This window comes from Planococcus sp. 11815 (assembly GCF_051096385.1).
Lineage (GTDB): Bacteria > Bacillota > Bacilli > Bacillales_A > Planococcaceae > Planococcus > Planococcus citreus.
On record NZ_CP096991.1, the window covers coordinates 3,152,894 to 3,167,767 of the forward strand.

16 protein-coding genes are annotated in these 14,874 nt (G+C 49.8%); 2 read left to right on the top strand and 14 right to left on the bottom strand.

Annotated features, from left to right (window positions below):
• Positions 1-15 precede the first annotated feature (15 nt).
• The 6 genes from M1Q06_RS15830 to M1Q06_RS15855 all read right to left on the bottom strand — a co-directional run bounded on the left by M1Q06_RS15830 (position 16) and on the right by M1Q06_RS15855 (position 4,788).
• A complete protein-coding gene (locus tag M1Q06_RS15830; RefSeq protein WP_434400630.1) occupies positions 16-906 on the bottom strand; it encodes a fumarylacetoacetate hydrolase family protein in 891 nt (296 codons plus the stop codon).
• 103 nt (positions 907-1,009) lie between these two features.
• Positions 1,010-1,297: a hypothetical protein gene (locus tag M1Q06_RS15835; RefSeq protein ID WP_434400632.1), complete on the bottom strand. Its 288-nt coding sequence runs from the start codon at positions 1,295-1,297 to the stop codon at positions 1,010-1,012.
• A gap of 12 nt (positions 1,298-1,309) precedes the next feature.
• Entirely contained in the window at positions 1,310-1,990 is a 681-nt protein-coding gene (locus tag M1Q06_RS15840) for a FusB/FusC family EF-G-binding protein (protein ID WP_434400634.1), read from the bottom strand.
• A 94-nt stretch (positions 1,991-2,084) separates the two neighbouring features.
• A complete protein-coding gene (locus tag M1Q06_RS15845; protein WP_274844329.1) occupies positions 2,085-2,624 on the bottom strand; it encodes a chromate transporter in 540 nt (179 codons plus the stop codon).
• A complete protein-coding gene (locus tag M1Q06_RS15850; protein ID WP_434402904.1) occupies positions 2,621-3,151 on the bottom strand; it encodes a chromate transporter in 531 nt (176 codons plus the stop codon). The genes M1Q06_RS15845 and M1Q06_RS15850 overlap by 4 nt, the downstream gene beginning before the upstream one ends.
• Positions 3,152-3,183: 32 nt before the next feature.
• The gene (locus M1Q06_RS15855) at positions 3,184-4,788 is read right to left on the bottom strand and encodes a gamma-glutamyltransferase family protein (RefSeq protein ID WP_434400636.1); all 1,605 of its coding nucleotides are present in this window, start codon (positions 4,786-4,788) and stop codon (positions 3,184-3,186) included.
• 152 nt (positions 4,789-4,940) lie between these two features.
• On the opposite strand from M1Q06_RS15855, the gene M1Q06_RS15860 reads away from it, so the two are divergent.
• On the top strand, positions 4,941-5,870 hold the full coding sequence (locus tag M1Q06_RS15860) for a LysR family transcriptional regulator (protein WP_434400638.1): 930 nt from the start codon (positions 4,941-4,943) through the stop codon (positions 5,868-5,870).
• A 56-nt stretch (positions 5,871-5,926) separates the two neighbouring features.
• Here M1Q06_RS15860 and M1Q06_RS15865 read toward each other — a convergent pair whose 3' ends face one another.
• From M1Q06_RS15865 to M1Q06_RS15900, 8 genes are read right to left on the bottom strand one after another with little or no spacing between them, the layout of a single operon-like run.
• On the bottom strand, positions 5,927-6,829 hold the full coding sequence (locus tag M1Q06_RS15865) for a hydroxymethylglutaryl-CoA lyase (protein WP_434400640.1): 903 nt from the start codon (positions 6,827-6,829) through the stop codon (positions 5,927-5,929).
• Positions 6,826-7,449 (bottom strand): flavin reductase family protein, encoded by a 624-nt coding sequence (locus tag M1Q06_RS15870; RefSeq protein ID WP_374703190.1) that lies wholly within the window; start codon positions 7,447-7,449, stop codon positions 6,826-6,828. The genes M1Q06_RS15865 and M1Q06_RS15870 overlap by 4 nt, the downstream gene beginning before the upstream one ends.
• 1 nt (position 7,450) lies before the next feature.
• Positions 7,451-8,707, bottom strand: a complete 1,257-nt coding sequence (locus M1Q06_RS15875) for an MFS transporter (RefSeq protein WP_434400643.1) — start codon at positions 8,705-8,707, stop codon at positions 7,451-7,453.
• 39 nt (positions 8,708-8,746) lie between these two features.
• Positions 8,747-10,243 (bottom strand): sodium:solute symporter family protein, encoded by a 1,497-nt coding sequence (locus M1Q06_RS15880; RefSeq protein WP_058382420.1) that lies wholly within the window; start codon positions 10,241-10,243, stop codon positions 8,747-8,749.
• Positions 10,236-10,496: a hypothetical protein gene (locus tag M1Q06_RS15885; protein ID WP_058382419.1), complete on the bottom strand. Its 261-nt coding sequence runs from the start codon at positions 10,494-10,496 to the stop codon at positions 10,236-10,238. Before M1Q06_RS15885 ends, M1Q06_RS15880 begins: the two co-directional genes overlap by 8 nt.
• 42 nt (positions 10,497-10,538) lie before the next feature.
• A complete protein-coding gene (leuD, locus tag M1Q06_RS15890) occupies positions 10,539-11,144 on the bottom strand; it encodes a 3-isopropylmalate dehydratase small subunit (RefSeq protein ID WP_434400646.1) in 606 nt (201 codons plus the stop codon).
• Complete coding sequence (leuC, locus tag M1Q06_RS15895; RefSeq protein ID WP_434400648.1) at positions 11,141-12,565, bottom strand: 3-isopropylmalate dehydratase large subunit; 1,425 nt, start codon at positions 12,563-12,565, stop codon at positions 11,141-11,143. The genes leuD and leuC overlap by 4 nt, the downstream gene beginning before the upstream one ends.
• A gap of 13 nt (positions 12,566-12,578) precedes the next feature.
• On the bottom strand, positions 12,579-13,823 hold the full coding sequence (locus tag M1Q06_RS15900; protein ID WP_434400650.1) for a CaiB/BaiF CoA transferase family protein: 1,245 nt from the start codon (positions 13,821-13,823) through the stop codon (positions 12,579-12,581).
• A gap of 312 nt (positions 13,824-14,135) precedes the next feature.
• Between M1Q06_RS15900 and M1Q06_RS15905 the strand changes: the two genes are divergently transcribed.
• The gene (locus M1Q06_RS15905; RefSeq protein WP_434400652.1) at positions 14,136-14,807 is read left to right on the top strand and encodes a GntR family transcriptional regulator; all 672 of its coding nucleotides are present in this window, start codon (positions 14,136-14,138) and stop codon (positions 14,805-14,807) included.
• Positions 14,808-14,874 lie beyond the last annotated feature (67 nt).

The following is a 14,874-nucleotide window of genomic DNA, read 5'->3' on the forward strand; positions in this document are numbered from 1 at the left end:
ATGTCCGTCTTTTATTTATTCACGGCTCGGCAATTTCAAATCTTCAACCGGGTTGTGCAAAGTCTTAAATCCATCGATGCGGCATTCGACCACATCGCCATCGCGGATGACGACTGCCCCCGGCGTTCCGGTCGAGATGATGTCTCCAGGCAATAGCGTCATCACTTCCGAATGGAACGCTATGAGATCCCGCGGCCGGAACGTCATATTCGAGACGCTGTTTTTCCGGTGGACTTCCCCGTTCTTGACGGTCGCCACCGTTAGTTCAAGCACAGCCTCCACTTCGTCAGGCGTCATGAGTTCCGGCCCGAAACTGAAGAAGGTGTCGAAGCTCTTCGCGCGCGTCAAATAGCGCGGATTTTTCTCAAGAATGTCTTCAGCGGTCATATCGATAATTGTCGTGAAACCCGCCACTACATCAAACGCATCTTCTTTCAAGACATTTTTGCACTCCGTCCCGATAATGATGCCGAGTTCCGCTTCCGCCGTCACCCGGTCAGACTGCTTGGGCAGCTCGATTGCCTCTCCCTGCCCGATGATCGTCGTATCGGGTTTCATGAAACTCGCCGGTTCGGTGTCGGGCGATACTTCCTTCAAATCTGCCGCATGCTCGGCGTAATTCAGCCCGATGCCCCAGATTTTTCGCGGATGGCGGTATAAAGGCGCGTAATCCCCTTCGGAAAACGGCATGAGCGATGCTTCGAGCGCCCCTTCAGGCATGCGTTCAAATTCTTCCCTCAGCCATCTTTTCAAGAGCTCGAGTTCACCTGTTTGGATTAGCGTAAACAAATCAGTCGGCCAATTCTCTGCCGTATGTTCGTTGAGTTTGCGCAGCGGCAAAAAGCCATCCTCCATGACCAATGCCGCTTCTTCTGTGCCGTTCCACTGGATTGTCGCGAGGCGCATCACACCTCCCCCTTTCCTTTCCCTTTATTTCGGTTTCTTCCGGCCAAAACCCTGCCGAAAGATAGAAAAACAGGCCTTCCTTCTAAAGGAAAGCCTGTTAGTTTCAATCATTCTCTTTTAATCCATCGATATATTGTTTCGCTTCAAGGAGCGAATAGCCGAATGCGACACGCGCTGCTTTGATAGCGCGGATTTCCTGCCCTTCAGCGATCAAGCGCCGCAGCTCGTCATTGATCGCAGGTTCTTCCAACGTCACTTCCGCTTCCAATTGTTCAATGCGTTTTGACATATGCTTCATGCGCACCTCCATTGCCTGGATTTGCTGGCTCAGCAATAAATACACCGCCCCAACAGCCCCTAGTGACAATCCGATTAGCCATACCCAATCCATGCCCTCTGCCATTTACCGTTCCAGCCGATCTAAAAATTTCTCAAGGCGGTCAACGGTCGTCATGCGGGCGTTGCACGACGTTTCATCTGCACAGATGTACTGCCCGTGCTTGACGTAGCTGTCGATGTTCGCGCCTTTGGTCTTGGCCATGAATAAGCCGACCGAACTGTGTTTATGGCAAATCATACAGACGCCCTGCTTGCGGCTCGCGCCGAACTGGCCGCTCACGGTTTGCAGGCGCCCGTTGCGTTCAGCCACCAGAAAGCGGTTGGTGTTTTCCTGCCAAGACAAATACGACAAGGCGTGGAAATCCATCGCTGCAAGATTCGGCCCTTTCAGCCTTTTCGCTTTTGGAAACAAGCGTTTCAAATTATCCAGATTGACGGTAGGAAAGGGAATCAAGTAAGGGCGCAGTCCCGACAAAAACTCTTCCGCAGCGTCAGTGTCTTTCACCATCGTTAGCGGACGCAACACATTCTTCTGCTCTTCCGTTAACGCCGGGAACATAGCGAATACTTTCTCATGGCTTAAATGGCGCAGAACACTCAACACTTCTGTATCATTCGCTGTGGCATGCGCCGTCACAAGCGCTAGGGCCTGTTCTTTAATAAAATTATATTGATGGTTGCGGATAAACGCTTCGGGCTGGCCCGACACGTTCGTCCGATCTGTCGATTCTTTGATGATAGCCATCGCTAGCCTCCTTGAAAGGTATGACTTTCCTGTGATTTTACCATATTTTGTCCGCAACCGCAGAACAGGCACCCTGAAGTCAGGATGCCTTGTTTTAAGCTATGAAAATTCCGGTTACAGCACCGTAAAGCAGCGCTAACCCGATGACCAATGCGGGATGCAGTTTCCATTTCTCGAGCATCAGGTAGCTTGCCACCATCAAGATCGCGGTCTGGATGCCGCCGAGTGACGCTTCTGAGGTCAAGATGAAGTCGAGCGTCATGACGCCGATTAATACGGCGATGACCGGCTTGACGACTTTGGATATGTTTTTCACTTCACGTGAATCTTTGTATTTAAAGAGAATCGCCATCAGCGCAATCATCAAAATCAGTGAAGGGGCAACAGCGCCAAACAGGCCGACGACCGCTCCGAGCACCCCTCCTTCGGCATAGCCGACATAACCTGCCATTTTTGTCGCGATTGGGCCGGGCAAGGAGTTGCCGAGCGCCAGCACTTCACTGAACTCCTGGGTATCCATCCAGCCATAGCGGTCGACCACTTCCTTTTCGACAAGCGGGATCGATGCCGGCCCGCCGCCATAACCGACGATGCCGGGAATGAAAAACGCCAGGAAAATCTGCCAGTAAATCATGTTCTCTTCACCGTCCTTTTAATGAATGGCACGAGGACCAAAAGAATGAGGGCGGCGATGAGAAATGCCGGATGGATGCCGATCACTTCGAGCAAAATGACGGAGACAACGATCAATAAAATAGCTTTACTCCAGCCAAGCGCCTTCTCGGATTGCTGGACGAAATTCCAGGTCAGGACACCGAGCATGACAGCTACGACCGGAACGACCGCATTCGACATATTCGCAACCCACGGCACGTCTTTATAGTTTTGCAGGATGCCGAGCAGCAGGATCATCAAGACGACGGTCGGTATAACAGAAGCGGCGAGCGCAATCAAGCAGCCGCGAAGCCCCGCCACACGGTAACCGATATAGCCTGCAAGCTTGGTCGCCAAAGGCCCTGGCATCGTATTCGATAAGGCGATCGTGTCGCCGTATTCCTCGTCCGTCATCCAGCCGTAGCGCTCCACGACATCACGTTGCATGATCGGGATGACTGCCGGGCCGCCGCCGAATCCGAGCATGCCCGCCCGAAAAAAGGCCATGGTGAGATCGATCGATTTGACGCCTTGTTCTTTTACCAAACAGCAATCGCTCCGTCCGTCCGGGATTCCGTGCCTCCTGCAAGCACGCCTGTTTCGGGATTGCGCCAGATGATCTGGCCGCGTCCGAAGCTACCCGGATCTGCCATCACTTCCACTTGATGTCCCTTACGCTGCAATTCCTGTGCCAAATAGTTCGGGAACTCAGCTTCTACAGTGACTTTTTTGCCGCCCATCCATTGCCAGCGCGGCATATCGAGTGCCGCTTGCGGATTCAACAGGTAATCGAGCGTATTTACGACCACTTGGAAATGACCCTGTGGCTGCATATAGCCGCCCATGACGCCGAACGGCCCGACCGCTTCTCCCGCTTTCGTCAAAAATCCGGGAATGATCGTATGGAATGTCCGCTTGCCGGGTTTCAAGGCATTCGGGTGGCTGTCATCGAGCGAGAAATCCGCGCCGCGGTTTTGCAAGCCGATGCCTGTTCCCGGAATGACGATGCCTGAACCGAAGCCCATATAATTGCTTTGAATATATGAAATCATATTGCCTTCTTCGTCGGCCGCTGCGAGATAAACCGTACCGCCTCTTGGCAGCTCGTACGCGACCGGGTCGATTGCTTCTGCGCCGATTTCTTTCGCACGGCTCGCTGCATAATCGTCTGATAATAAATGTTCAGCCGTCACCGGCATATCCATTTGTTCGGTAATGAATGCCTGGCCATCTGTATAAGCCAGTTTCATCGATTCAATTTGCTGATGCAGCGTGTTGGCTTGTTGCCAAACGGGTGCGTCCAGCTGCTTAAAGATATTGAGCGCCATTTGCGCGACCATGCCTTGGCCATTCGGCGGGATTTCCCATACTTCGTGCCCTTTATAGCTCGTTGAGATTGGCTTGACCCATTCAGCTTTGTATGCGGCTAAATCTTCTTTTTTCAGGAAGCCACCATGTTCAGTCATGAAGCTGTCGATTTTCTCTGCCAGCTCCCCTTCGTAAAAGGCTTTTGCATCGCTTTCGCCGATTTTACGGAGCGTGTCGGCGTGTCCTGGTGATTTCCACATTTCGCCGATTTCCGGCGCACGGCCGTCCGGTGCGAAAGTTTCGAACCACGCTTCAAATTCCTTAGTGGTGAAATTCTTTTTGAAGGTCTCATACGCTTTTTTCCAGTACTTGCCGAGAATCGGCGTTAATGGATAGCCTTCTTCCGCGTAGCGGATTGCCGGCTCCAATGTTTCGGCAAGCGACAATTTGCCGAAACGCTTCGACAGCTCTGCCCAAGCAGAAGGGACGCCTGGCACCGTAATCGGCACCAACCCGTGCGTCGGCATCTTGTCATGTCCTTTCGCTTTCACCGCATCAATCGTCAGTTCTTGAGGGGAAGGCCCGGAAGCATTCAGCCCGTGCAGTTCGCCTTTGACCCATACGAGCGCGAACGCATCGCCACCGATGCCATTGGAAGTCGGTTCAACGACGGTCAAGGTCGCAGCGGTCGCAATCGCGGCGTCAATCGCGTTGCCGCCTTTTTTCAAAATCTCAAGCCCCGTCTGTGCGGCAAGCGGCTGCGATGTGGCGACCATGCCTTTTTTGCCAAAGACAGTATGGCGTTTCCCTGGGAAAGGGTGATTCGTATAATCCATTATGATTCCTCCTAATATGTATTACTCAAGTTATGGTATCTTCTTGAGCAGAATGAACTTTTCATATTATTCAAATTTTACGGGAGCTATTCAAATAAGTAAAATTAAATATATTTAATAGTATAATGAAAAAAACTCATCGAGGTGGATGTATGGATCACAAACTGGAAATTTTCGTCACAACCGCTGAACAAAAAAGCTTCACACGCGCAGCCGAGCTATTACATATGACGCCTTCCGCCATTTCCTTAAGCATCAAATCCTTGGAAAATAAAGTAGGCGTCCGGCTGTTCGAGCGCAGTAATAAATATGTCCAATTAACGGAAGCTGGGCAAGTGATGTACGCCCAGTCCAAAGAAATTCTCTTGAAATACGATCAATTAAAGCTGGCGCTTACGGAACTCGAACCGTCTACGGCCATGCCCTTGTCGATCGGTGCAGCCTATACATTCGGCGAATACTTTTTGCCAGGCATCATCTACGCCTTCAGCAAGCGCCATCCAAACATCACGCCGAACATCACCATTCACAATTCGAAAACTATTATCGAGCAAATCCACAAGCAGGAGCTCGATATCGGTTTTATTGTCGAAGGAGAAGCGAGCGGCAGTGATGTCGACACGAAACTGTTCACAGAAGAAGAAATGGTCATCGTTGCACGCCCCAACCATCCGATCATTCGCCACTCCCAAGTCGACCGCCGTTTGCTTGAAGCAGAAACCTGGATCATCCGCGAACCGGGTTCCGGCACGCGCGATGTGACCGACAAGCTGTTCGCACAGCTTGGCATTGCGCCGAAGAAAGTGATGAGCTTCGGCAGCTCCCAAACGATTAAGGAATCGGTGGCGCTCGGCCTCGGCATTTCCTATCTATCGGAGTCCACTGTCAAAAGCGAAACAAAAACCGGGTCGATCGGCGCCGTTGCGCTGGCTGATTTCCCGAACAAGAGCCGTTTCCATTACATCACCCACCGGGCAAGCTTCCATACACAAGCTGCCCAGCTGTTCTTGGACTTTCTCGATTCTTATGTTCTCGACGAAAAAGTATCAGTGCATACGAAAAAGCGGTTAGCAGACAAATGATGCCTGCGCGTTCTATAGAAAAAATGGCAAGAGGCTGCATGCCTCTTGCCATTTTCTTATGCAATATGCGTTTTATCGGCTTGTCCCGATTTCATGACTTGCCCCGGGAGCGTTCTGCCGAGCAATTTCTCCATATCGAGTGCTGCATCAAGCAATTGCGGCAGTTTGCCCTCAACCGGCACGTCCATGAACTCGAACATGTGAACGACGTCTTCTAAAGAGACATTGCCACTCGCACCAGGAGCAAACGGGCAGCCCCCGATGCCGCCCAAAGCTGCATCGAAATGGCGCATCCCCGACTGGTATGCCGCATAGATATTCGCCAAGCCCATCCCCCTTGTGTTATGGAGATGCAGCCCGAAATAATGTTGCGGATATTGTTTCTTAATCGTCGAGATAAATTCCGTCATCTGTACCGGATTCGCCATGCCGGTTGTATCGGCAATGGTGAATCGGCTGAGGCCGGCCGCTGTCAAAGTTTCGATATTGCCAAGGATTTTGTCGACTTCATACAACCCCTCGAACGGGCATCCAAATGCTGTGGCTAGACTCACCGTAATCTTTGAAGAATCCATTAGCTTCTGGATGTCTTTAACCCCTTCGATCGATTCACCGACCGTTTTCCTGACATTTTTCTGGTTGTGCGTCTCGCTGATGGACAGCACGTAATTCACTTCATCCACGCCTGCTTCCAGTGCCAGCTCAGCACCTTTGACATTGGGGACGAGTGCAATCACTTCCACGTTTTCACGTTGGATTCCGTCAATTACTTCACGTGCATCGCGCATTTGCGGAACGGCTTTCGGTGAAACAAACGAAGTCGCTTCGATGCGCGGAATCCCTGCTGCGATAATTTGGTTAATGACTCGGATTTTATCTTCGGTATCGATCCAGTCCTTTTCCATTTGAAATCCATCTCTGCCCGTGACATCGGTCATGATCACTCTTTCGTCCATCATTTGATCCCTTCTTCCACTTTTACTCTGGGCAAAGTGAACAAATTATCGACTTCACAATAATTTCCTGCCAGCCTGCCCAGCGGCTTGAGCTTTTCAAGGTCTACTTTATAATTGCCAAGATAATATTCATCCTGGATATGGTATTGAACGACTCTTCCCAAAATCAGATGATCGCTGCCAAGTTCGATGATTTGATCCAGCTCCAACTCAAAAGAAATCGGTGCTTCACCTACTCGCGGCGCTTGCACATTAATGCTCTCAACCGGTGTTAGCCCTGCAGCTTCAAACTCATCCACTTCAACAGGCAAATTACCCGAGCTGATGTGCATCTCGTCGCCAAGTGGAGAATTCACGATATTGATGACGAATTGCTTGGTGCTTCGGATATTCGACAACGTATCCTTGGTCGTTCCTTCCCTGTCGCCGACACCGGGACCGACTGAAATGCATAATGTAGCCGGGTTTCGCGAGGCAACTGTAAAAAAGCTGAAAGGCGCTAAATTGCGGTTGCCGTCTTCATCTATAGTAGAGACCCAAGCGATTGGCCGGGGCACGATCGACCCTGTCATCAATTTATACGCTTGTTTTGTGTCGATGCTGCGCAAATCAATATTCATCATTTTACACTCCCTTGTGAGACTCGCTTTCTTTATATGCTAATCGTTTCGCCCATAAAAGCAGGACAATAACGAAAAGTAAAACGAAAGATAGAAAGAACCAGCCATAATTGAAATTCCCTGAAAGATCGACGATATAGCCGAATAGCGGAGGGCCGATGATTACGCCCCAAGAGCCGACCATCAAAGTGAAGCCGCTTGCGATTCCGGCTTGCTTGAACGGTACAAGTTCCGTAGCCGCATTCATCCAAATTCCGTTGAACCCTGAAATACAAAACCCGAAAACTGCGACAACCGAAGCAATTGCCCAAAACGAACTCCCTGCAGGAAGCCGCGTGACAATCAAGGCGATACCGATTGAGAGTGCCGCAATATAAACAAGCACAATCAAACGCTGTCCTTTAAAAATAGTATCGCTGATAATCCCCCAGGCCACTCTGCCGAAGGAACCGCTGACTTCTGAAATGACCAGCAGCATGCCGGCCAGCAAAAGGCTGAGCCCTAGCTGTTCATAAGCAAATAAGACGATATACGTATTCAAGATCAATTGGCTCCCGCTCAAGCCCATAGCGGCAATACTGAGAAGAACGAGCGGTTTATGGCGGAACATTGCCCCAATCGATTCCTTTAAATAGGACCAGCTGATTTTCCTTTCTGGCTCATGAGGCTCCGCTGAGGGCGGATCCCGGTAAAAGCGGTAAGCAAGCACGCCTGTCACCATCAATAAACCGCATGCTGCCAGTAATGCCAGGCGCCAACCCCAAACCGCTGCCAGCGGCAATAACAAAAGGGCCGAAAGAGCCGACCCCAATGTAACACCCATTTGCTTGATGCCCATTGCCGTTCCGCGCTTTTGTTGGAACCAGTGCAAAATCCCTTTATTGGATGTCGGATGCATTGTGCCATAGCCCACTCCACCGATGGCCACCATCAACAGCACGAAAAAGTAATTACTGCTGATAGCCATTAGCATAAAAGCACCGCCGAGGCCGAAAGACAAATACAGCAATAAGCGTTTGGAACCGATGCGGTCGACGATAAATCCTGCGGGGATGGATGCAATGGATTGGCCGAGGAACAAGGCAGCCGGCAGCATGCCGATCTGAGCCTTCGTCAGTGCCAGATCTTGCCCGATCAATACTCCGAGCGGCGCCAGGCTCCGGCCGATGAATGCGACCATCACCTGGGCAACAAGCAGCCACCCGAGCATGTGCCAGGGATTGATTGATTTGAATGGTTTCACAAGTGTAGAGTTGTCCATTTGATCGCCACATTCTTGTTCAGCATAAAGCAAAAGCGTTTATGCCAAATCGATTTTTTTGAGTTCCGCTTCTTTTTCGACCGTCAGCGGTACAAGGTACGAACCGACAACAGCGATAAAGAAGTTAGCAGCGAGTCCAATGACGCCGCCGTGGATGCCAAACACTGTCTTGTAGCCAGTCCATGTCAATACGCCTGCAATGATCGCTCCGGCCAACATGCCCCAGAATACAGGCTGTGCCGCCATGCGCTTCCAGTAAAGTCCCAAGACAAATGCCGGGAATACCTGGACGAGCAATTCAAATTTCAGCACGAAAATCTCATAAAGCGTTGCGGGCGGATTCCAAGCGATCCACAATAGCAAGCCAACCGCCACGACGCCGGTCACTTTCCCGACCATCACTTTTTTCTTCTCAGGAGCTTTTGGGTTGATGAAGCGGCCATAGATGTCATTGGAAACGATGGACGAGAAACTCAATAACACAGAGTCAGCCGTGGAGACAATCGCAGCTACGATCGCCCCAAAGAAAATGATCATGACCCAGTAAAAGAATCCGTTGATGCCGGCAATTTCATTCGCCATCAATCCGACCAATTGTTCAGAACCGGTTGTATCCAAGTTCGGAATGAGCGCGATGCCCAAAATCCCGATGACAAACACCAAGCCTGTCGTAATCGGCGGCATCCATGCCATACGCGAGAACGAGCGTTTCAATGTGCGTTCGCTGTCTGCTGCGAAGATCCGCTGCACGGCGTGAGGATAAATCGCCGCCCCGAGCCCGACCAACAGCAGCATACTGAACCAGTTTATCGAAGTCATCATATCCGGAACCCCAAGTTTCGCGGGTTCATTCGTGGCGATGTACTGCGTTGCAGAAGAGATATCGCCCCCCACAAGATAGACTGCCCCGACCAGGAAAATGACAATCCCGACCATCAAAACCAAGCCTTGCATAACGTCAGTAAAGGCAACCGCTTTCATTCCGCCCAACCATTCGTAGATCAACATGACCAGCACAAATGCGATCACTGCCACTTGATACGGAATCGTTCCTCCCGTCAAACTTGATGCCGCATGGCCAATCGCCACCAACTGTTCAAGCAGGTAGTTTCCAAGGCCCCAAAGCATGAGTACGACAGCCAGGATCGTCACCGATTTTGATTTGAAGCGATGCGCAATCCAGTCAGCCGGTGTAATGAAATTCATTTTCTTCGATACGACATACATGCGGGGAGCAAAGAGCAAATAGACCCCGATAATGATGGTCATGAAGGAAATCGACTGCAGCCAGGAAAAACCGGTGCGGTAAGCGGTCGGAGCATAGCCGATAATGGTATTCCCGCTGTACTGAGTGGCATAAAGCGTGAAGAACAGCGCCACAATCCCTAAGTTTTTCCCTGCCAGATAATAATTGCTCAAGCTGTCATGGAGCGTTTTGTCTCCACGGCCTGAGAAATAGCCGATCAATAGCATGACGATTGCATAAGCTGACAGAATCAATACGCCATCTAGGCCTGCAAACACCAAATCACTCATTTACTCTCCCCCTCTTCTCCGCTTCTTCTTCATCTTCCACAATATCCCATTCTTTCAGCGTCACCCAGCTTAAAAATCCGCATAAAATCAGCGAAAACGCCAAAATGATCAAAGCCCAATAAGGAACACCGAAAATCAAGGGTTCATAGGAGCCAACCGGCAAATACCAAGGGACGTTTCCGATCACAATCAACAATAAAGCGATCCAAATCCATTTTTTTCGAATCGGCTCTTTAATTTGTTTTTTCTCCATATCCGAAGCTCCTTTTAAATGCTGTATTTTGAACCTTCACCCTTATTGCAGGCTATAGTAAAGCCGGTGTTGTTGCTCGAATGCATCGATTTGCTCCTCATGCCGGATCGTTGCGGAAATTTCGTCCATCCCTTCAAGCAACATATGCTTTCGGTAGTCATCTACTTTAAAATGCTTTGTCATGCCGTTGGAATCTCGAATTTCCTGCGACTCCAAATCCACCGTCAAGGCATATTCGGGTTGTGCCGCAACTTTGCTAAACAGTTCTTCTATCTGTTCTTTAGGCAATTGGATTGGCAAGATACCATTCTTGAAGCAGTTATTATAGAAGATATCCGCGAAAGAAGAAGCCAAAATAACACGGAATCCATAGTCTTCAATTGCCCAGGGCGCATGCTCGCGCGACGAGCCGCAGCCGAAATTATCCCGCGTCAGCAAAACTGTCGCGTTGCGGTAGGGTTCGCAATTTAGAATAAACTCTTCATTTTCCGTGCCATCTTCATTGAAACGCCAATCGAAAAAGAGAAATTGCCCGTAGCCGCTTTTTTCGATACGTTTCAAAAATTGCTTTGGGATGATGGCATCTGTATCAATATTGGCACGGTCCAGCGGCATCAATGTACCCGTATGAGTTTTCAGCGCTTTCATCCTGTCACCCCTTCCCCGGTTCTAAGCGGCCAGTCCCGGACATCGGTAAAGCGGCCGGTAATTGCCGCGGCCGCAGCCATAGCTGGGCTGACCAAATGGCTTCTTGACTGGCGTCCTTGCCGGCCTTCAAAATTCCGGTTAGAAGTGGAAGCCACCCGGTCTCCAGGCTTAGCGATGTCTGGATTCATGCCGAGGCACATGGAGCATCCCGCATCCCGCCATTCGAATCCAGCATCTTTAAAGATGCGATCCAAGTTCTCGGTTTCAGCTTGTGCTTTGACTGCTTGGGAACCTGGAACGACTAGTGCCCGAATCCCTTGTTTTATGTGGTAGCCATTCACGACAGCCGCCGCTTCCCGCAAATCTTCAATGCGGCCATTGGTGCACGAGCCGATAAAGACCGTATCGATTTCGATATCTTTCATCCTTACTCCCGGTTCCAGCCCCATATAAGCCAAAGCGCTTTCCGCGATTTTTCGCTGCTCTAAAGAAAGCTCTTCCAGCGCTGGCACTTGGCCATTCACTGAAACGACCATGCCGGGGTTGGTTCCCCATGTCACTTGGGGTTCTACTTTGCCGCAATCAAATTCCACCACTTTATCGAATACCGCGTCTTCATCGCTGTACAATTTTTTCCATTCTGCTTGTGCTTGCTCCCACCGCTTACCTTCCGGAACATAGGATTTACCTAACAAATAAGCGAATGTCGTTTCATCCGGCGCGATCATACCTGCCCTTGCGCCGATTTCAATCGACATATTGCAGACGGTCATCCGCTCTTCCATCGATAGCTTACGGATGGCTTCGCCGCGATATTCGATTGTGTAACCGGTTGCAAAATCATGCCCGTATCGCCCGATCAACGCCAAGATTAAGTCTTTCGCCGAAGTACCGGTCGGCAATTGCCCTTGGAATTCAATCGCCATCGTTTTGGATTTACTTTGCTTCAAAGTTTGCGTGGCCAGCACATGTTCAACTTCGCTCGTGCCGATGCCAAATGCCAATGTGCCAAATGCCCCGTGCGTCGCTGTATGGCTGTCTCCACAGACAATCGTCTGTCCTGGCTGCGTCAATCCGAGTTCGGGCGCAATAATATGGACGATGCCTTGCTGTTTATGGAAAAGATCGAAAAGTTTGATGCCAAAGTCTTCGCAGTTTTTACGCAACGCCTCTACCTGCTTTTGCGCAATTTCATCTTCAAAAGGCTGGTCGCGGTTAAGGGTCGGTATGCTATGGTCCATAGTCGCCAAAGTCCTGTCTGGCCTGCGCACGTTCCTGCCTGCTTGCCTTAAGCCGTCGAATGCTTGCGGGGAAGTTACTTCGTGCACTAGATGCAGATCGATGTAGAGAATATCCGGCTGCTCTGGCTGTTGGGCCACTACATGCCGGTCCCAAATTTTTTCATATAATGTCTTTCCCAAAACCCATCACTCCTTAAATGATTTCGCGCTCCTCCAGCTCTTTCAGTTTTTCTTCGCCATATTCCAAGATTTTTCCGTAAATGAGTGCATTGTCTTTTCCTGCCCGCTCCGCTCCAACGTGCTTCACTTCACCTGGCGTCCGGCTCAATTTCGGGACGACTCCAGGCATCGGGAATTCGCCGAGTGTCGGATGTTCCCGCTTGATGATCATTTCGCGTGCTTGATAATGGGGGTCTTCGACAATGTCTTTGGCGGTGTAGATCAATCCGGAGGGTACGCCTTTTTCCGCTAAAATTTCGAGCGCCACTTGCGTATCTTGCTGCTTCGTCCAGGCTTCGATAAGTTCATCCAATTCTGTCATGTTCTCGCTTCTGGCATGATGGGTGTTGTACTTCGGGTTGTCGAACAGCTCCGGCTCGCCCATCGCTTCGCATAGACGCTTAAAGACTCCGTTTGCGTTGGCGCCGATGACGATGTACGTATCGTCTTTTGTTTTATAAATATTCGATGGCGCGACACCTGGCAGAATATTGCCCATCCGTTCGCGCACATAGCCTGCCAGCAAATAATCCGGAATGGTGCTTTCCATGACTGAAAAGACCGATTCGTAAATGGCCGTATCGACCACCTGCCCTTTTCCGGAATGATGGCGCTCATGAAGTGCCGTCAGTGTTCCGATGGTGGCAAATAGCGCGGCCAGCGTGTCTCCAATAGAAATTCCGATGCGCGAAGGTGCACGATCGGGAAAGCCCGTAACGTTTCGGATGCCGCCCATCGCTTCGCCAACACTGCCGAATCCAGCTCTTTCTTTATAAGGGCCGGTTTGGCCATATCCAGACGTTCTCGTCATGATGATACCCGGATTGATTTCAGCTAATTGCTCGTAGGAAAGGTTCCATTTCTCCATGGTTCCGGGGCGGAAATTCTCAATGATGATGTCGGCATTTTTGACCAACTCTTTAAAAATCTCCTGTCCTTCCACCGTCCGCAAGTTCAAGGTCACTGATTTTTTATTGCGCGACTGGATCGGCCACCACAAGCCTTCTCCATCTTTTTGCTGCCCCCATTCACGCAGCGGATCCGCTTTATCAGGTGCTTCGATTTTAATGATCTCTGCTCCAAAATCTCCGAGCATCCTCCCCGTAAATGGACCGGCAAGCAAGGTGCCTAATTCCAGGACGCGAACTCCCTGCAGCGGCAGCCTGTCTTCTCGTTGTGGTTCGCCTTGGATATCGATTGCTTCTTGTAGGTTTGTCATATGTGGCACCCCCATTTATTTTTTGCATTGTATCCAATTTGTCCGTTTCTCCCTATTCTGAAGCAGGCAACACATTGCCCAATGGAATTAAAGGCGCTGATACGGCGTGATTTTATCAACACGGATAAATTTTTGGATAATTAGCAATTGATAAAAAAATAACATATTGTATACAATAAGGTCAACACTCTTTTTTAAATAAAACTCAACGCCTTGTTATAACGCTTCAAAATCAAAGGGGATTTTTTAAATTGCTATGGATATTTGTCTCTAAAACTAGTTTTGTATACAATAAAATAAGAGGTGTTGGACATGAACGCATACGAAATGATTAAAAATGAAATCATCATCGGCAAATTACCGCCTGGCAAACGCTTGACGGAAGAGGCATTGGCCGAACGCCTGCAAGTCAGCAGGACGCCGGTAAGAGAAGCGATTAAACAGCTTGAATCAGACGGTCTCATCACCCCATTCCAACGGCGGGGCTATACAGTCCGTGAATTCACCATTCAAGACATTCGCCAAATCTACAATGTGCGGGCGCTACTGGAAAGCCATGGCACGAGCGAAGCCGCCCTTTATCGGACAGAAGACGATCTCGAAAAAATTCACAATAAAAATTTAGCCTACGAAAAAGCAATCAACGATTTGGACCGTGAGGATATTTACTCGATCCGCAGCTTGCAGCAAGCGAACCAGGCATTTCACGAAGAGATTTACAAAGCTACCAAAAACGAGTATTTGATGTCGCTTATATCTAAAGTAGTAGTAGTGCCACTCATTTTCCGCTCCTTCTATTGGTACAACGAAAACCAATTGATGCGCTCATTGGACGTTCATAACACCATTTGGAAGGCCATCGAAAATCAAGAACCGGAACGCGCGAAAATTGCCATGCAAGAACATATTTACCAAGGGCGGGATGATGTATTGAAGCAATTGAGCAATCCTGAATTGGAGATATGGAAAGAGAACATTCAATAACTGTTGCCGAGAAGGCAATAACAATCAAAAACCCAAAAAGAGGCAGCCCTAGGGCTGCCTCTTTTTG